We start from the raw sequence: 18,028 nt of genomic DNA, 5'->3' as shown, positions 1-18,028 counted from the left end.
GCAAGCCCCCTCCTACAGGGGAATGCATTCTAAATGTGGGAGGGGGCTTGCCCCCCGATAGCAGTGGATCATCCAATAGAGAGGTTGAATGGTCCAACCGCCCGCTCCCACACCGGCCAAGAATGCAGTATTGTTGAGCCCATCCAGAAAAAAATCCGACTTGACCAGAGATTAGAGGGTGTCATGGGTAACGAAAGCATCAATTGGGACAAGCTGGGTTTTGACTACATCAAGACCGACAAGCGGTTTCTCCAGGTCTGGAAAAACGGCGAATGGCAAGCAGGCACCCTGACCGACGACAATGTGCTGCACATCAGCGAGGGCTCTACCGCCCTGCACTACGGCCAACAGTGCTTTGAAGGCCTCAAGGCCTACCGCTGCAAGGACGGCTCGATCAACCTGTTCCGTCCGGACCAGAACGCCGCGCGCATGCAGCGTAGCTGCGCCCGCCTGCTGATGCCGCATGTGTCGACCGAAGACTTCATCGAAGCCTGCAAACAAGTGGTCAAGGCCAACGAGCGCTTCATCCCGCCTTACGGCAGCGGCGGCGCGCTGTACCTGCGCCCGTTCGTGATCGGCACCGGTGACAACATCGGCGTGCGCACCGCGCCGGAGTTCATCTTCTCGGTGTTCTGCATCCCGGTCGGCGCCTATTTCAAAGGCGGCCTGGTGCCCCACAACTTCCAGATCTCCACCTTCGACCGCGCCGCGCCACAAGGCACCGGTGCCGCCAAAGTGGGCGGTAACTATGCCGCCAGCCTGATGCCGGGCTCGGAAGCGAAAAAATCCGGCTTCGCCGACGCGATCTACCTGGACCCGATGACCCATTCGAAAATCGAAGAAGTCGGCTCGGCCAACTTCTTCGGCATCACCCATGACAACCAGTTCATCACGCCGAAGTCGCCTTCGGTGCTGCCGGGCATTACCCGCCTGTCGCTGATCGAACTGGCCCAGAGCCGCCTGGGCCTTGCCGTGGTCGAGGGCGAAGTGTTCATCGACAAGCTGGATCAATTCAAGGAAGCCGGTGCCTGTGGTACCGCTGCGGTAATCTCGCCGATCGGCGGCATCCAGTACAACGGCAAGCTGCACGTGTTCCACAGCGAAACCGAAGTGGGCCCGATTACCCAGAAGCTCTACAAAGAGCTGACGGGCGTGCAGACCGGTGACGTTGAAGCGCCAGCGGGTTGGATCGTCAAGGTCTAAGCCACTGCCTCAGCAACACTGCAAAACCTGTGGGAGGTGGCTTGCCCCCGATGGCGGTGAATCAGTCAACATCATCGGTGACTGACACCCTGCCATCGGGGGCAAGCCACCTCCCACATTTGCCTCCTGTGTTCTTAAGATTGGGGAGGAATATTCCCGGCAATCTTCTTGCCCATGCTGATCCTCGGCTCCACTCCATAGCCCAACGCCTCGTAGAACCCCACCACCGCGTCATTGCCGCCGGTGATCTGCAGGTTGATCTTCATGCAACCCAACGCCGTCAAGGCCTGTTCGGCGTGACGCACCAACGATGATCCCAGGCCGTGGCGACGATAGTCGGCATGCACCGCCACCGAGTACAGCCAACCGCGATGGCCGTCATAGCCGGCGAGAATCGTACCGATCACGGTTTTTTTATCGGTCGCGACAAAGAATAGCCCGTCATTGACCACCAGCTTCTTATCGATCGCGAGGCTCGGCAGGTTATGCGCGGTGTCATAGCCGAACGCCTCCTGCCACAACTCAACCACTTGTGCACGGTGCTGACGGTCGCGATACGGGCCGATGGGATGCCGGGACAGCAGGGCCTTTTCCATGACCAGCGTGCGCTCATTGCCATGATAGACATCACGCACGGTGTGAAACCCCAGCTTGCTGTAGAACGCCTCGGCGGTCAGCGAGGATGGCACGCTCAACACCGTCACCCCGGCTTCGCGGGCGCGCAGTTCGATCTCGATCATCAACAGGCGACCAATGCCCTGCCCTTGCAGCGCCGGGTTGACGAACACCGAGCGCACCACGTTGGCGTCAAGGGCGGCGGTGGCAACGATCACCTGCTCCTGGGTGGCCACCAGCACGACACGGCGCTTGAGCAGCGCCAGCACGGCATCGGGGGTGAAATGACTTGCCACTCGGGCAATCACATCGGCCGGGTAATCCTGTGCGTTACTGCTGTGCAAAGCCGCCAGGATGACCTGGCTGATCCCTTCGGCATCGGCGGTTTGGGCAAGACGAACAGCGGTAGACATGATTGCTCCTGGCTGAGGACGCTCTGACAAACACCACAATACCAAGCCCCCTCCCACATTTTCTAATTATGCCCGCTTGAAATGCGTTTGCCGGGTTTGGTGCCCACCAGCCTGGCCTGCCCATCCTTCTGTTTGCCCGTGCGCGCCTCGCTGATCAGCCCCGGAATCAACTTGCCCTCCGGCAGGTTCTTCCAGAACCGGCTCGGCAGATGCCCTTCCATCACCTTGGGGTTCAAGCGCGCCGGGTTGAAGATGTGGCTGTAATAGGTCAACCACATGGCGCTGTGCGGGTCTTCGACATTTTGCGCCAGCTGCTGCCACGCCTCGGGGCACTGGCGTTGGTGAATCAATTGCTCGCCGTCGTAATACACCCCATCCAGCGGCGTCGCGATCATCCAGCGATGGCGGCCCATGCGCCCGACGAAATGCTGGCTGGCACTGTGCAAAATATCGTGGGCCGGCTCGTGCCAGGCCACGTACTCCGGCAGCTCGGGCCCGGCTTCGGCCGGCAATGCAATAAACCGCACAAACGCATGCAAGTGGTGGGCTTCACGGCTGACCTGCTTGATGCGGCGCTGCAACTCGCTGCCCAACTTGTCACCTGCCAGCATTGCCGTGCGATCGCCATGGCTGACCCGCCACAACACTTCGTACAGCAAACTCCAACGCTGATCGCCCTGGTAGCAGGCGGCCGACTCCAACAGTTGCAACAAGGCCTTGGGAATGCGCGCCTGGAAAGGCCCCGGCCCGGACGGAATGGGTTCGTCGGTGGCAAACAAATCCGCCACCTCGGCTTCGCCCCAGCTCACCTGGCTGGGGTCGACCTGATGGCTGAGCAGCCAGCGCGCCTGTTCGCGCCAGGTGCTGAACAGGTTGTCGCATTCCAGGCTGATCATCCCCACAACCCCATCTGTTGCGGTTGCGGGCGATCACGCAGCTGTTCGCGCAGCAACACACTGGTGCTATCGGCCTGCTGTGGGTGGTAATCGCTGGTGATGAAAAACGGCTTGGCCTTGGCCAGCACGCAGCGCATGCGGGCCAGGTCTTCAAAGCGGATCTTGCGTTCGCGGCGCAGATCTACCAGGCGCTGGGTGGTGCGCAGGCCAATGCCGGGGATGCGCGCGATCAAGGTCGGTTCGGCGCGGTTCAGGTCCAGGGGGAACACCTCGCGATGCTCCAGGGCCCACGCCAGCTTGGGGTCGATATCCAGGGCCAGGTGGCCGGGGCCTTCGAACAGTTCATTGGCGCTGAAGCCGTAGCTGCGCAACAGAAAGTCGGCCTGGTACAGACGATGCTCGCGCATCAGCGGCGGTGCGGCCAGGGGCACGCTCTTCGGACTGTTGGGAATCGGGCTGAACGCGGAATAATACACGCGGCGCAGCTTGTAATTGCCATACAAGGCTTCGGCACCGTGCAGGATGGTGCTGTCGTCGGTGTCATCGGCGCCGACGATCATCTGGGTACTCTGCCCGGCCGGGGCGAAGCGCGGTGCACGGGGTTCGTTGAGCACCGTCTGTTCACCGGTGTAGATGGTCTGCATGGCCTGTTTGATCGAGACGATCTGCTTTTCGGGCGCCAGGGTTTGCAGGCTGGTATCGGTGGGCAGTTCAATATTCACGCTCAGGCGGTCGGCATAGCGCCCGGCCTCGGCGATCAACGCAGGGTCAGCTTCAGGAATGGTCTTGAGGTGGATATAGCCGCGAAAATCGTGCTCTTCACGCAGCAATTTGGCGACCCGCACCAACTGCTCCATGGTGTAGTCGGCTGAACGGATGATGCCGGAACTGAGAAACAGCCCGCTGACGCAATTGCGCTTGTAGAAGTCCAGGGTCAGGGTGACCACTTCTTCCGGGCTGAATCGCGCACGCGGCACATCGCTGGAACGGCGGTTGACACAATACTGGCAGTCGTAGAGACAGAAGTTGGTGAGCAAAACCTTGAGCAGCGACACGCAACGGCCGTCGGGCGTATAGCTGTGGCAAATGCCCATGCCATCGGTGGAACCCAGCCCGGCCTTGCCTTCGGAGCTGCGCTTGGGTGCGCCACTGCTGGCGCACGAAGCGTCGTACTTGGCGGCGTCGGCGAGAATGCTGAGCTTTTCGATCAACTGCATGGAGAGCTACCGATACTGGTTTTTTGTACAGTATCAGCAGCAACCCCATGTCACAAGTACCGCCTGTAGGAGCGAGGCGGCCGGCTAGCCCTTGCTCGCGAAGAACGCGAGAGCGCCGCGTTGATTCAGAACAGGCGCGTTATCGTTGACGTTTTTCGCGAGCAAGGGCTAGCCGCCCGCCTCGCTCCTACACAATCCGATCAGCTTGCAGTGGCGAGCAGCAGGTCCTGCACCGAGCGCGCGCTGCCACGGCTACGGTCATTGGCATACAACGACGCGGCAATTTCATCGGCACGAATCGGCAGCACCGACAGCAACGTATCGCTCAAACCATGGCTGGCCTGGCTGAACCCCTGGATGTAAATACCGGCCTTGCAGCGCTCGTCGGTGACGATGCGGTAGTCGCGGGCCACTTCGAAATCGCCCATGTAGGCTTCGAGCGGCGCGAGCAGTTCGCGGTGCATCTGGCGTTCGTAACCGGTGGCGAGGATCACCGCGTCGTAGTGATTCACACTGGTTTCGCCGGTGGCGTTGTTGCGCAGCGTCAGTTCAATGCCCAGCGGGCCGGGGGTGGCCTTTTCGACCACGGTCATGGTGCGGAAGGCCTGACGCGCGATGCCGGAAACTTTCTGCCGATAGAAGATGCCGTAGATGCGCTCGATCAGGTCCAGGTCCACCACCGAGTAGTTGGTGTTCTGGTACTCGGCGACCAGGCGCTCACGTTCGGCGCCGACTTGCTGGAACACCAGGTCGGTAAAGGCCGGCGAGAACACTTCATTGACGAACGGGCTGTCATCCGCCGGTTTGAGCGCCGAACCGCGCAGAATCAGGTCGACCTGCACCGATGCAAAGCTGTCGTTGAGGTCGATAAAGGCTTCGGCGGCGCTTTGACCACCGCCGATCACCGCAATGCGCATGGGCTTGCCGTCCACACACGGCTGGCTGGCCATGCGGTCCAGGTACTGGGAATGGTGAAACACCCGGCTGTCGCCCTTGAGCGCCTTGAAGGCTTCGGGAATACGCGGCGTGCCGCCGGCGCTGACCACCACCGAGCGTGTGGTGCGCACATGCTGTTCGCCCAGCGCATCGCGGGAAATCACGCGCAGCGCTTCAACCTGTTGCTGGTGCAGGATCGGCTCGATGGCCAGCACTTCCTCGCCGTAGCGGGCCTGGGCCTGGAATTGCCCGGCAACCCAGCGCAGGTAGTCGTTGTACTCCATGCGGCACGGGTAGAAGGTGCCCAGGTTGATGAAGTCCACCAGGCGGTCGTGGGCCTTGAGGTAATTGACGAAGGAATACGGGCTGGTGGGGTTGCGCAGGGTCACCAGGTCCTTGAGGAACGAAATCTGCAATTCGCTCTGGGTCACCAGGGTATTGCCGTGCCAGCGGTAGTCGGCTTGTTTGTCGAGGAACAGCACGTCCAGTTTGCCCTGCGCCTTCTCACGCTCCTGCAGGGCGATGGCCAGCGCCAGGTTCGAAGGGCCGAAGCCGATGCCGATCAGGTCGTGAACCGCGGGCGAAGCAATTGCCTGTGTCATTCCAGTGTCCTCTGGATAAGCCCCTTGGCGGTTGGGGCGGGAATACCTTCATGGCCTGAACAACAGGCCGTGTGTTGATAGGAAACGAGGACAGTGAAATAAAATTTAACTAACAGCGCTTCAGTGCACTTCCCACTCACGCATGCGCAACCGGCAGTGCTTCATGGCATTGACGATGTGCTTTTCCACCAGCGCGCGGGAAATGCACAGGCGCTCGGCGATTTGCAGGTGGGACAGGCCGTCGAGCTTGCGCAACAGGAAACTGTCGCGGCAGGCCGCCGGCAGCTCGGCCAGGGCGCGCTCGAGCATCTCCAGACGCTGGCCCTGGTCGTGACTGGTGTGCGGTGAACAGGGGGCGAAGCGTTCTTCAGCGTCCAGCACCTCCAGCGGTTCCAACTGGCGCAGGGCGTTGCGCCGATGGCCGTCGATCACCAGGTTCAACGCGGTGCGGTACAGGAACGCGCGCGGCTGTTCGATCGGCGTGTCACTGGAGCGCTCCAGCACCCGCACATACGCGTCATGCACCACATCCTCGGCCACCTGACGGTTGCCCAGCTTGGCGTTGAGGAAACACACCAGCTCGCGATAGTAGTTTTCCAACATGACTCCTGGCCCCATGGCCGTGGTGCTGACGATGCCAACCTTTTTAGGAACACGTCCATCGATGATGGCAGTTTGAGTGTGTGCAATTTATAGTAATTCTCATCTACTTTTAAAGAAGTCTTGCATCACCGGTGCTTTTTTTTTCGTCGGGCGAGCTGTTACCACGTGTGTAAGGGCCTAAATCTCCGGGCAATTTTCTCGTATAACTGTCAACTCCCCGCTCCTGCGGTCAATACCTCCCGGCTGGAACCAAGACATGAAACGCCCTCGACCTGCCCGACGCGCCCTGCTGGTGATGGCGTGCCTGCTCTGCATCCTCGCAGTGGTTGCCTGGCAAGTGCTGCCGTCGGGCCGCGACAGCCTGCCCACGGTCGCCGTAACCCGCGGCAACATTGAAAACAGCGTCACCTCACTTGGCACCCTGCAGCCGCGCCGGTATGTCGACGTGGGTGCCCAGGCATCCGGACAGATTCGCAAGATCCATGTGGAGGCCGGTGATCAAGTCAAGGAAGGCGAGCTGCTGGTGGAAATCGACCCTGCCACGCAACAGGCCAAGCTCGACGCCAGTCGCTACTCCATTGAAAACCTCAAGGCGCAGTTGCAGGAACAGAAAGCCCAGCACGAACTCGCACGCCAGAAATACCAGCGCCAGCAACGCTTGGTTGCAGGCAACGCCACCCGTGAAGAAGATGTGCAAACCGCCAAAGCCGAACTGAGCGCCACCCAAGCCCGTGTCGATATGTTCCAGGCGCAGATCCGCCAGGCCCAGGCCAGCCTGCGCAGTGACGAGGCCGAACTGGGCTATACGCGGATTTACGCGCCCATGAGCGGCACCGTAGTGGCGGTAGATGCACGGGTCGGCCAGACCCTCAACGCCCAGCAACAAACGCCGTTGATCCTGCGCATCGCCAAATTGTCGCCGATGACCGTATGGGCCGAAGTGTCCGAAGCCGATATCAGCCACGTCAAACCGGGCATGAGCGCCTATTTCACTACCCTCGCCGGCGGCAACCGGCGCTGGACCAGCACCGTACGCCAGATCCTGCCGATCCCGCCCAAGCCGCTGAATGAAACCAGCCAGGGCAGTGGCAGCCCCACCAGCACGAGCAAAACCGGCAGTGGCCGCGTAGTGCTGTACACCGTACTGCTGGATGTGGACAACACTGACAATGCGCTGATGGCCGAAATGACCACCCAGGTGTTTTTCGTCGCCAGCCAGGTCAAGGACGCTCTCACCGTCCCGGTCGCGGCGCTGCTCGGCGGCCAAGGCACCGACAAGCAGATCGCCCGGGTCGTCACCGAAAATGGCGCCATCGAGGAGCGCGAAGTACACCTGGGTATCAGTGACCGCCTGCGCGTTGAAGTGTTGGATGGCCTCAACGAAGGCGATCACCTGTTGATCGGCCCAGCCAGCGGCGGCGGGGGTTGATGTGACCACGCCATTGATCGAACTCAAGAACATCCGCAAGTCCTACGGCGGCGGCGACAGCCCGCAGGTCGACGTATTGCGCGGGATCGACCTGTCTATCCATGCGGGAGAGTTCGTTGCCATCGTCGGCGCCTCGGGCTCCGGAAAATCCACACTGATGAACATCCTCGGCTGCCTCGACCGCCCCACCGTGGGCGACTACCTGTTCGCCGGGGAAAACGTCGCGCACCTGGACAGCGATGCACTGGCCTGGCTGCGCCGCGAAGCCTTTGGTTTCGTGTTCCAGGGCTACCACCTGATCCCGTCCGGCTCGGCCCAGGAAAACGTCGAGATGCCGGCGATCTATGCCGGCATCAGCGCTGCCGAACGCCATGCCCGCGCCAAGGCTCTGCTGACCCGCCTGGGCCTGGCCGACCGCACCAACAACCGCCCGCACCAGCTCTCCGGTGGCCAGCAACAACGCGTCTCGATTGCCCGTGCGTTGATGAACGGCGGGCATATCATCCTTGCGGACGAACCCACCGGAGCCCTCGACAGCCACAGCGGCGCCGAGGTGATGCTGCTGCTGGATGAGTTGGCGAGCCAGGGCCACGTGGTGATCCTGATCACCCACGACCGCGAAGTCGCGGCGCACGCCAACCGCATCATCGAGATCAGCGACGGCCTGATCATCAGCGATTCGGCGTTGAGTAACATCCACGTGCCCATCACGGCCGGCAGCAATGCATTGCAAGCCGTGGACCTGCGCCAGCGCCTGGCCGACGGCGCCGAACACAATGGTGCCTGGAAAGCCGAGCTGCTGGACGCGGTGCAGGCGGCCTGGCGGGTGATGTGGATCAACCGCTTCCGCACCGCGCTGACGCTGCTGGGGATCATCATCGGCGTGGCGTCGGTGGTGGTGATGCTGGCAGTGGGCGAAGGCAGCAAGCGCCAGGTCATGGCGCAGATGGCGGCCTTCGGCTCCAACATCATCTACCTGAGTGGCTTTTCGCCTAACCCGCGCACGCCGCCAGGTATCGTGACCCTCAATGATGTGGCGGCATTGGCTACATTGCCCCAGGTCAAGCGCATCATGCCGGTGAACGGCACCTACGCCGGCGTGCGCTTCGGCAACGTCGACTACACGGCCTATGTGGGCGGTAACGACACCAATTTCCCGGACATCTTCAACTGGCCGGTGGCCGAAGGTAGCTACTTTACCGAAGCCGACGAGCGCGCCGGGGCCACGGTGGCGGTGATCGGTCATCGCGTGCGCGAAAAACTGTTCAAAGGCCAGCTAGACCCCATCGGCCAATACATCCTGATCGAAAACGTGCCCTTCCAGGTGATTGGCGTGTTGGCGGAAAAAGGCTCCAGCTCCGGCATGCAAGACAGCGACGACCGTGTCGCCATTCCCTACACCGCCGCCAGCGTGCGCCTGTTCGGCACCTATAACCCCGAATACGTGGTCATTGCCGCCGCCGATGCGCGCAAGGTGCAAGAGGCCGAGCAAGCCATCGGTCAGCTTATGCAAAAGTTGCACGGCGGCAAACGCGACTTCCACCTGACCAACGACGCAGCGATGATTCAGGCCGAAGCGCGCACGCAAAACACCCTGTCGCTGATGCTCGGCTCGATTGCCGCGATTTCCCTGCTGGTGGGCGGTATCGGCGTGATGAACATCATGTTGATGACCGTGCGCGAACGCACCCGTGAAATCGGCATCCGCATGGCCACCGGCGCACGCCAGCGCGACATCCTGCGCCAATTCCTGACTGAGGCGGTGATGCTCTCGGTGGTCGGCGGGCTGTTCGGTATCGCCCTGGCGCTGCTGGTGGGCGGCGTGCTGGTGCTGGCCGACGTGGCGGTGCAGTTTTCCCTGGTGGCGATGCTCGGCGCCTTTGGCTGCGCGCTGGTCACCGGCGTCGTATTCGGCTTTATGCCGGCCCGTAAAGCTGCCCGGCTCGATCCGGTTAAGGCGTTGACCAGTGAATAAACGATCCATCGCACCACAACTGTCAGTGCTAAGCCTGTGCCTGCTGCTCAGCGCCTGCGCCGGCAACCCCGCCGCCGTCGACAGCGGCATCGCGCCACCCGCCGCCTGGCATTATGGCCAACGCGCGGCCAGCCAAGCCACCGACCAGCGCTGGTGGACGCACTTTGGCAGCCCATCGCTCAACCGCCTGATCGACCAGGCCCGGCGTGACAGTTTCGACGTGGCCGCCGCCATGGCGCGCGTGCGCCAGGCGCAGGCAACGGCGGTGATTGCCGGGGCGCCGCTGCTGCCCGAGATCAACTTCAACCTCACCACCACCCGCGAAAAGCTGTTGCGCGGCAGCGGCAACTCGGACCTGGACGCCACCGAGAGCAATAAAACCGTCACCCGCTATGACGCCAACCTCACGGCCAGCTACGAACTCGACTTCTGGGGCGGTCGTGCCGCTGCGCGGGACAGCGCGCTGCATAGCCTGCAGGCCAGCCAGTTCGACCAGGCCAACGTGGAACTGACCCTGCTCAGTAACGTCGCCGATCGTTACGCGCAAACCCTGGCGGCGCGCCAACGCGTGCAGATCGCCGAGCTGAACCTGGCGAATGCGCGCGCGGTGCTGAACCTGGTGCAAACCCGCTACGACGCCGGTTCCGCCACGGCTCTGGAACTGGCGCAACAGAAAAGCCTGGTGGCCAGCCAGCAGCGGCAACTGCCGCTGGTCGAGCAACTGGCCGAAGAGGCGCGCATCACCCTGGCCGCGTTGCTCGGCCAGCCCGTGCAGGCGCTGGAACTGGGCACCGAGGCGTTCCCGGCACTGACCTGGCCAACCATCGGGCCCGGCGTGCCAAGCCAGTTATTGAGCCGGCGCCCCGACCTCGCCCAGGCCGAGGCACAGCTGGCGGCGGCAAGTGCAGACGTCACCGTAGCCCGCGCAGCGATGCTGCCTGCAGTGACCCTGGGCGCGACCCTGGGCTCGGGCGCATACAAGGCCGACGATATCCTGCGCAGCCCGTTCTACACCCTGACCTCGGGCCTGGTGGCGCCGATCTTCAACAACGGTCGTTTAAGCGCCGAACGCGACAAGGCCCGCGCGCGCCAGGATGAGCTTCTGCAAATCTACCGTGGGGCGATCATCAACGGCTTTGCCGATGTGGAAAAAGCCCTCAGCAGCATCAGCCGCCTCGACCAGCAACGCCAATGGCAAGTTGAAGAACTGCAACAGGCCCAAACCGCGTTCCGGATCGCCGAAAGCCGCTACCAGGCCGGTGCCGAAGATCTGCTCACAGTGCTGGAGACCCAACGCACCCTGTACGCGGCCCAGGACTTGGACGTGCAGCTGCGGCTGTCGCGCCTGCAAGCCAGCATCGCGTTGTACAAAGCATTGGGCGGTGGCTGGAATAGCGACACCTGATAAACGAAACTCCAGTTTCGTACACGATCCGTTTAATCGCCTTACATTATTAGACCCAAGGTCCTTGGTAAAAAAGCCGACTTCATACGGCTTCCCGGGACCTTTTAATGAAACCCAGCGTTGTTGGAAAATGCCTGGTCTGCCTCGGCGGCTGGTTGATCGCACACCTGGCCCTGGCCGACCCCCTGATCGCGCCCACCGCCATTGATTGGTTACTCGATTGCCCTTTCCCGGTGCTTGAGCGGCTCGCCCCCGACGTACTCGACCGTACCCAATGTGGCCTGGTGACGGTGCCCCGCGACCATGCCGCTCCTGGACGCGGCCGCATACGCCTGAGCGTGACACGCGTCGGCGCGCGCGACCCGCTCAACCGCGAGGGCGTGGTGTTTATCCAGTCCGGCGAGCCGCATACAGCTAAAAACGCCACCTTTGCCCTGCATCTGGCCAGCCTTTGGGAGTCTTACGCCAACCCGGCTTACCGTAAGCTGGTCGACCGCTACGACATGATCGAACTGAGCAGCCGCGACCTCACAGGGGGCGACGCCCTCGAACAGGCGGCACAGGATATGGAGTATGTGCGCGGGCAACTGGGCGAGTCCCGGCTCAACTACGTCGGCAATGCCGACGCGGCGCGCCTGGGCAACCGCTACGCGACGCGGTTTCCCGAACGCGTCGCACGCATGGTGCTGGTCAACGCAGGGCACGGCGAACCGGGCGCATCCGGCGTCGAGTCGCTTCTGCTCAAGGAACCCGCCCAGACAACTGCCGACGGCTGTGTCAGCCGCTGGCTCGGGGAGTTTCTGGCCTACGGCAAACAGCCACCGACGAGCACCCGGTGTCTCGACCGTGGCGGCTGGGAGTGAGCCGCAGGTCTACGACCCTTTGAAACTGGATCCACTGGCGTTCGATCACTCTTGATTCACCGCACAACCCGATTGCCGAGTGTCAGTCACTGCATCTGTGACTGATCTACCGCTATCGGGGGCAAGCCCCCTCCCACATTTGCACTGCATTCCAATCACTGAAAAATGCCTGCCCTCGAAGCGGGTCACAACGTACCGCAGGGTTCGGGCATGGACGAAGGTGCGCAAGTCACGCTTATGCAAAGGCATCCCCTACCAAGCACTTGCAAGCACCACACAACCCGAGCTGAAATTCAATTGAAATGTGGGAGGGGGTTTGCCCCCGATTACTGAGTGTCAGTGAATGCCTCTGTGACTGACACACCGCTATCGGGGCAAGCCTCCTCCCACAGTGCTCACCGCGTTCCACTACAATGCCCTCCACTCATCTCCCGGGGGCTTCATGGACATCGAACTGGCACGCACCTTTCTGGAAATCACCCGCTGCGGCAGCCTCGCCGCAGCGGCGGAGAAACTGCACGTCACCCAGACCGCCATCACCGCACGGGTGAAGAACCTGGAAAACCAGTTGGGCAGTACGCTGTTCGTGCGCAATCGCGCTGGTGCACGCCTGACCGCCGACGGCGAGGCCTTTGTGGTGTACGCCAACCAGTTGCTGCAAACCTGGGAAGCGGCGCGCCGCGACCTGCCCTTGCCCGATGGCTATCGCAATGTGCTGCATATCGGCGCAGAGGTCAGCCTGTGCAATCCGCTGATGCTCGGTTGGGCCAAGGCGCTGCGCGAGCATATCCCCGGGCATGCCCTGCGCACCGAAATTCGCGAGGGCGAGTACCTGTTGCGTCAGTTGGAGTTGGGCGTGCTTGACGCCGCGCTGGTGTTCCAGCCGCAGTACTGGCCGGGCTTGCAGGTCGAGCAAGTCCTGGAAGAAAAACTGATCCTGGTGCAACTGGCGAGCAAACCCGAGCCCTATGTGTATATCGACTGGGGCCAGGGTTTTCGCCAACAGCACGACGCCGCCTTGCCCGACCGCGCGCGCGCCGCCGTGGGTTTCAATCTGGGGCCGCTGGCGCTGCAGTACATCCTGGTGAACGGCGGCGCCGGGTATTTCCGCACGCGCGTGGTGCAGAGCTACCTGGACAGCGGCGTGATGCAGCGGGTGGCCAAGGCGCCGGAATTCAGTTTCCCGACGTACCTGGTGTATTCGCGGGCACGAGATTCTGCGGTGTTGCAGCAGGCGTTGACCCTGTTGCGTGAAGTGGTCAAGACCGAAGGTGACTGGTCGCAACGCTGGGACCCGCTGATTTGAGTCACCCTGGGCCTGCGCGCATGCTAGCCTGCGGGAGTGTCCTCTTGCAGCCTTACCGATGAACAAGAAAAAGTCTGTCACCATCAGCGACATCGCCAAACGGGTGGGCATGACCACCATTACCGTGTCCCGGGCGTTGAGCAAACCTGATCTGGTCAAACCCGCCACCCTGGCGCGCATTCTGGAAGTGGCGCGCGAGCTCGACTACGTGCCCAATGCCTTCGCGCGCGGGCTCAAGCGCAGTGAAAGCCTGATCATCGGTGTGATCACCGCGTCGGTGGACAACCCGTTCTACAGCGAGATGATCAAGGCGATCTCCCGCGAAGCAAAAAAGCACGGCTACACCATCATGCTGGTGGACACCGATGAGCTGGAAGAACTGGAAAGCAAGGCCGTCGATACCCTGCTGGGTTATCGCGTGGCGGGGATCATCCTGTCGCCGGTCTCCGATGAGCCAAGCTACCAGCCTGACTATCTCGAGCGCCTGGGCAACGGCAAGACCCCGGTGGTGCTGCTTGACCGCACGCTCCACGACAGCCCGTTCAGCCGCGTGGTGCTCGACAACTACCACAGCGGCATCCAGGCCGCGCACTACCTGTTGCGCCAGACCCCGGACCTCAAGCGCCTGCTGGTGCTGACCGGCCCCGAGCACTCGCGCATCACCGTCGAACGCCTCAAGGGCCTGCGCGAAGTGCTGGCCGAACATCCTCAGGTGCAGGTCGAGGTGCAGGCCGGGGACTACACGCTGATGCCGTCCTACCTGCACACCCTCGACTACCTCGCCGCCCACTCGGCGCCGGACGCGATCATGGGCTTCAACCAATTGATCACCCTCGGCGCCCTGCGCGCGTTACGCATGCACAACATCGCCCACGACAGCCTGACCATCTGCGGCATCGACCGCCTGCCGTTCGCCGATATTTTCGGCGTGCCCATCGCCTGCGTGGCCCACGATGCCTCGCTGGCCGGCAGCAGCGCGGTGCGCCTGCTGCTCGATCGCCTGCAAGACCCGTACAAGCCACGGGACAAGGTGGTCATCGCCGGGCAGTTGGAGAACGGCTAACGGCTGGTATAGCCGCCATCGATGGGCAGGCTCACGCCACTGATCATGCTGGCCGCATCGCTGAGCAGGAACAACACCGGCAACGCGACTTCCACGGTGTGCGCAAAACGGCCCAGGGGAATGGCGGCCAGCGCCGGGTCGCGCTTGACCGGATCGGACCAGGCCATGGTCGCCATCGGCGTGAGCGTGACAGTGGGGTTGACGCTGTTGACGCGAATGCCGAAGCGGCCCCATTCAGCGCACTGCACGCGGGTGATCGCATCGAGGGCGGCCTTGGAGGCGCAGTAGCTCAGATGATCATCCAGCGCCACCAGCGAGGCCTGACTGGAGACGTTGACGATGCTACCGGCGATGTTCTCTTCGATCATTTTCGCCGCCACGCGGCTGGCCACGTGCGCCGCAGCGCGAGCGTTGACGCTCATCACCTGATCAAACGCCTCGGCGCTGATGGCGGCGGCGGGCTCCAGGCGTGAAATGCCGGCGCAGTTGACCAGACCGTGCAGCGCCGGCAGCTCATTCAAGGCGTGGTCGAGCGCGGCGCTGTCGGCGATATCCACGCTCAGGGTGTGGCAGCCCAGTTCGGCCAGTGCCCGGGCGTCACGGCCCAGGGCGAAGACCTCGGCGCCACTGGCAATGAGCTGCTGTGCGATTTCGCGGCCAATCCCGCTGCTGGCGCCGGTGACGAGGATGCGGTGGTGAGTGAAGTCAAAAATTGCGTTCATAGATCAAAATCTCAAGAACAATGAAGATCCACTGTGGGAGGGGGCTTGCCCCCGATAGCGGTGTGTCATTCAACACAGGCGGCGACTGTTACACCGCCATCGGGAGCAAGCCCCCTCCCACATTTTTGACCCTGTTGGGTCAGTTGGCCTGCAGGGTGTGCATGATCGGCTTCAGCGCGGGATACAGCTTCAGGTACTCGGCAAACGCGTGATCGTAGACCGCGACATTCTCCCGCTTGGGCTGCGCCCGCAACGCCAACTGCACCCAGCCCTTGTCCATCGCCTCATCACTGACCAACCCTACCGTGTGCGCCGCCAGCAACGCCGCCCCCAGCGCCGCTTCGACTTCCTGGACGATCGTGTACACCGGGTAGCGCGTCACATCCGCGATGATCTGCATCCACACATCCGAATGGCTCGCACCGCCTACCACGATCAAACGCGGGTCAAGGGAATGCGCGCCCCGGGTGCCGGCTTCGATATTGTGGCGCAGGGCAAAACTCACCCCTTCGAGCACGGCGCGGTACAGATGGATGCGACTGTGATACAGGTTCAGCCCGACAAAACTGCCGCTGGCGCGGTCGTCCCACACCGGGCTGCGCTCGCCCATCAGGTATGGCAGGAACAACAGGCCTTCGCTGCCCGCCGGGATATTCATCGCGCTGCGCTCCAGCAACACCAGGCTGTCCTGGCCGCTGGCCTGGGCCTGTTGCTCCTCGGCCTGGCAGAACTGCTCGCGGAACCAGCTGACCGACGCCCCGGCGGTGATCGCGCCACCAAAGATGTACAGGTCGCGATGACCGTTATAGACGTGAGGCATGCTGACCAACCCGTGCCGCGCGTCCACCCGCTGGTTGAGGTAGCCCCAACACATGCTGGTACCGATCATCGCCACATGGTTGCCCGGTTGGGTGACGCCCGCAGCCAGGGTCGCCATGGCCGCATCCACGCCACCGGCGAGCACCGGCGTGCCCGCCGGCAAGCCCAGGCGGGCGGCCCAGCCCTGGAGCAAACCGCCCACCACCTCACCGGAATACAGCAACCGCTGCGGCATCATCGCCGGCGGGATGCCCAGTGCATCGAGCATCTCGCCCGACCAGCCGCGCGCAGCCACATCGTAGACACCGCCGATATTGCCGGCGCTGCTGTGGTCCACCGCCAGCTCGCCCGTCAGGCACCAGTTGATATAGCTGTTGGGCGGCAGCAGGTAGCGCGTGTCGGCCCACACCTGGGGCCGATGCTGCTTGAGCCAGAGCATCTTGGTGAAGCCGTAGTAGCTGTCCAGCGAGTTGCCGGTGACGGCGAACAGCCGGTCCAGGTCCACATGCTCACGTACCCACTGCACCTGTTCACCGGCGCGCCGATCCATCCAGATAAGGCACGGGTGCAACGGTGTGATCTGCGCATCCACCGCGATCCCCGAGCCGCCATACAGGCTGCTGATGCACAACGCCTTGACCTGTTGCGCCGCGACGCCGGACTTGGCCATGCACTGCGCCACACAGGCCTCGACCGCATCAAGCCACACCTGCGGCCATTGCTCGGCCCAGCGCACTTTCGGCGTATCCACGCGATAGCCCTGGCTGTGCTGGGCGATGATCGTGCCGTGGGCATCCACCAGCAGCGCCTTGGTGCTCTGGGTCCCTATGTCTACACCCATCACGTAGTTCATCGTCAGAGCACCGGCTTCAACAGCACCTTGATCGACTTGGTCGAGTTGGCCAGTTCGAAGGCCTCGGCGTAGTCATCCAGGGGGAAGTCATGGGTGACGATGCCTTTTGACGTGACCAGGCCGCGCTCGAACAGGTCGATGGCAATCGGGTAGCAATAGGGGCCGAGGTGGGCGCCGCGCACGTCCAGCTCCTTGCGGTCGCCGATGATCGACCAGTCCACGCTGGTCTCGGCGCCGAACACGCTGAATTCGACAAAACGCCCGAGCTTGCGGATCAGGTCCAGGCCCTGGGTGACGCCGGCCGGTACGCCGGTGGTCTCGATGTACACGTCGCAGCCGTAATGGTCGGTAAGGCCGTTGATGAGTGCGCGAGCGTTGTCGCGCGACGGGTTGATCACCACGTCGGCGCCGAACTTTTTCGCCAGCTCCAGACGCTCGTCGACCATGTCGATCACCACCAGTTTCTTCGGCGTCTTCAGCGCCGCCACCTGCACCATGCACAGGCCCAGGGTACCGGCGCCGGCAATCACCACCACATCGTCAAGCTGGATATCGCCACGGTTGACCGTATGGATCGAACAGGCCATGGGCTCCACCAGCGCCGAGTCTTCCAGGGACACCGACTCGGGAATCCTGTGCACGATGGCGGTCTTGGGAATGCGCATGTACTGGGCCATACCACCCTCGGCGACCTCACGCTGAAAACCGAAGATGTTGTGCACTTCGCACATCCAGTATTTGCCGGACTTGCAGAATCGGCACTTGCCGCACGGCACGATCTGCTCGGCGATCACCTTGTCGCCCACCGCCACGTCGAAGTGCTCCTCGGCGCCCTCGCCCGCCTCCACCACATAGCCGAAAAACTCGTGGCCCGGCACGACAGGCGCCTTGACCCAGGGATTGTCGCCGCCCCAGAACATCGCCGCGCCGGAATGGCACTTGCAGTCGCTGGCGCAGATGCCGCAGGCGGCAATGCGGATCACCAATTCATTGGGCCGCGCCTGGGGTTTGCCGATGCGTTCCAGGCGGTAGTCTTTGGGGCCGTGGCAGACGACGGCTTGCATATCAGTGTGCTTGTCCATGGTGTTCGTTCCTGTGTGGATAGGGG

General features: G+C 62.7%; 15 protein-coding genes. 7 read left to right on the top strand and 8 right to left on the bottom strand.

Annotated elements, in window-relative coordinates; genetic code table 11:
• Positions 1-183 precede the first annotated feature (183 nt).
• Positions 184-1,203: a branched-chain amino acid aminotransferase gene (locus CIB54_RS13555; protein ID WP_065953014.1), complete on the top strand. Its 1,020-nt coding sequence runs from the start codon at positions 184-186 to the stop codon at positions 1,201-1,203.
• 134 nt (positions 1,204-1,337) lie between these two features.
• Here the strand turns inward: CIB54_RS13555 and CIB54_RS13550 are convergent, their stop codons facing one another.
• The 5 genes from CIB54_RS13550 to CIB54_RS13530 form a co-directional block, all read right to left on the bottom strand.
• Positions 1,338-2,231: a GNAT family acetyltransferase gene (locus tag CIB54_RS13550; protein ID WP_083218066.1), complete on the bottom strand. Its 894-nt coding sequence runs from the start codon at positions 2,229-2,231 to the stop codon at positions 1,338-1,340.
• Positions 2,232-2,293: 62 nt separating this feature from the next.
• The gene (locus tag CIB54_RS13545; protein ID WP_065953013.1) at positions 2,294-3,127 is read right to left on the bottom strand and encodes a TIGR03915 family putative DNA repair protein; all 834 of its coding nucleotides are present in this window, start codon (positions 3,125-3,127) and stop codon (positions 2,294-2,296) included.
• Positions 3,124-4,344 (bottom strand): putative DNA modification/repair radical SAM protein, encoded by a 1,221-nt coding sequence (locus CIB54_RS13540; RefSeq protein WP_065953012.1) that lies wholly within the window; start codon positions 4,342-4,344, stop codon positions 3,124-3,126. The genes CIB54_RS13545 and CIB54_RS13540 overlap by 4 nt, the downstream gene beginning before the upstream one ends.
• A gap of 200 nt (positions 4,345-4,544) precedes the next feature.
• Positions 4,545-5,882: a lysine N(6)-hydroxylase/L-ornithine N(5)-oxygenase family protein gene (locus CIB54_RS13535; RefSeq protein ID WP_101220033.1), complete on the bottom strand. Its 1,338-nt coding sequence runs from the start codon at positions 5,880-5,882 to the stop codon at positions 4,545-4,547.
• Between the two features lie 120 nt (positions 5,883-6,002).
• Complete coding sequence (locus tag CIB54_RS13530) at positions 6,003-6,485, bottom strand: sigma-70 family RNA polymerase sigma factor (RefSeq protein WP_065953010.1); 483 nt, start codon at positions 6,483-6,485, stop codon at positions 6,003-6,005.
• A 256-nt stretch (positions 6,486-6,741) separates the two neighbouring features.
• On the opposite strand from CIB54_RS13530, the gene CIB54_RS13525 reads away from it, so the two are divergent.
• The 6 genes from CIB54_RS13525 (at position 6,742) to CIB54_RS13500 (ending at position 14,526) form a co-directional block, all read left to right on the top strand.
• The gene (locus CIB54_RS13525; protein ID WP_101220032.1) at positions 6,742-7,914 is read left to right on the top strand and encodes an efflux RND transporter periplasmic adaptor subunit; all 1,173 of its coding nucleotides are present in this window, start codon (positions 6,742-6,744) and stop codon (positions 7,912-7,914) included.
• A 1-nt stretch (position 7,915) separates the two neighbouring features.
• Positions 7,916-9,889: a MacB family efflux pump subunit gene (locus tag CIB54_RS13520; RefSeq protein ID WP_101220031.1), complete on the top strand. Its 1,974-nt coding sequence runs from the start codon at positions 7,916-7,918 to the stop codon at positions 9,887-9,889.
• Complete coding sequence (locus CIB54_RS13515) at positions 9,882-11,294, top strand: efflux transporter outer membrane subunit (RefSeq protein ID WP_101220030.1); 1,413 nt, start codon at positions 9,882-9,884, stop codon at positions 11,292-11,294. Before CIB54_RS13520 ends, CIB54_RS13515 begins: the two co-directional genes overlap by 8 nt.
• A 107-nt stretch (positions 11,295-11,401) precedes the next feature.
• Positions 11,402-12,157 carry a proteinase gene (locus CIB54_RS13510; protein WP_065953006.1) on the top strand — a complete coding sequence of 252 codons (756 nt, stop codon included), beginning with the start codon at positions 11,402-11,404 and terminating at the stop codon, positions 12,155-12,157.
• Positions 12,158-12,599: 442 nt separating this feature from the next.
• Positions 12,600-13,463 (top strand): LysR family transcriptional regulator, encoded by an 864-nt coding sequence (locus CIB54_RS13505; protein WP_065953005.1) that lies wholly within the window; start codon positions 12,600-12,602, stop codon positions 13,461-13,463.
• Between the two features lie 58 nt (positions 13,464-13,521).
• Positions 13,522-14,526: a LacI family DNA-binding transcriptional regulator gene (locus CIB54_RS13500; RefSeq protein ID WP_065953004.1), complete on the top strand. Its 1,005-nt coding sequence runs from the start codon at positions 13,522-13,524 to the stop codon at positions 14,524-14,526.
• Here the strand turns inward: CIB54_RS13500 and CIB54_RS13495 are convergent.
• The 3 genes from CIB54_RS13495 to CIB54_RS13485 all read right to left on the bottom strand — a co-directional run bounded on the left by CIB54_RS13495 (position 14,523) and on the right by CIB54_RS13485 (position 18,002).
• Entirely contained in the window at positions 14,523-15,248 is a 726-nt protein-coding gene (locus tag CIB54_RS13495; protein ID WP_101220029.1) for an SDR family oxidoreductase, read from the bottom strand. The two genes, CIB54_RS13500 and CIB54_RS13495, sit on opposite strands and share 4 nt — an antisense overlap.
• 139 nt (positions 15,249-15,387) lie before the next feature.
• Positions 15,388-16,920 (bottom strand): FGGY-family carbohydrate kinase, encoded by a 1,533-nt coding sequence (locus CIB54_RS13490; protein ID WP_101220028.1) that lies wholly within the window; start codon positions 16,918-16,920, stop codon positions 15,388-15,390.
• A gap of 2 nt (positions 16,921-16,922) precedes the next feature.
• Positions 16,923-18,002: an alcohol dehydrogenase catalytic domain-containing protein gene (locus CIB54_RS13485; protein ID WP_065953001.1), complete on the bottom strand. Its 1,080-nt coding sequence runs from the start codon at positions 18,000-18,002 to the stop codon at positions 16,923-16,925.
• Positions 18,003-18,028 lie beyond the last annotated feature (26 nt).

Origin of the sequence: Pseudomonas fluorescens, from assembly GCF_002837185.1 — a bacterium.
Classification (GTDB): Bacteria; Pseudomonadota; Gammaproteobacteria; order Pseudomonadales; family Pseudomonadaceae; genus Aquipseudomonas; species Aquipseudomonas fluorescens_AM.
The sequence above is the reverse complement of the archived record's forward strand: the minus strand, read 5'-3'. Positions and strand labels throughout refer to the sequence as shown.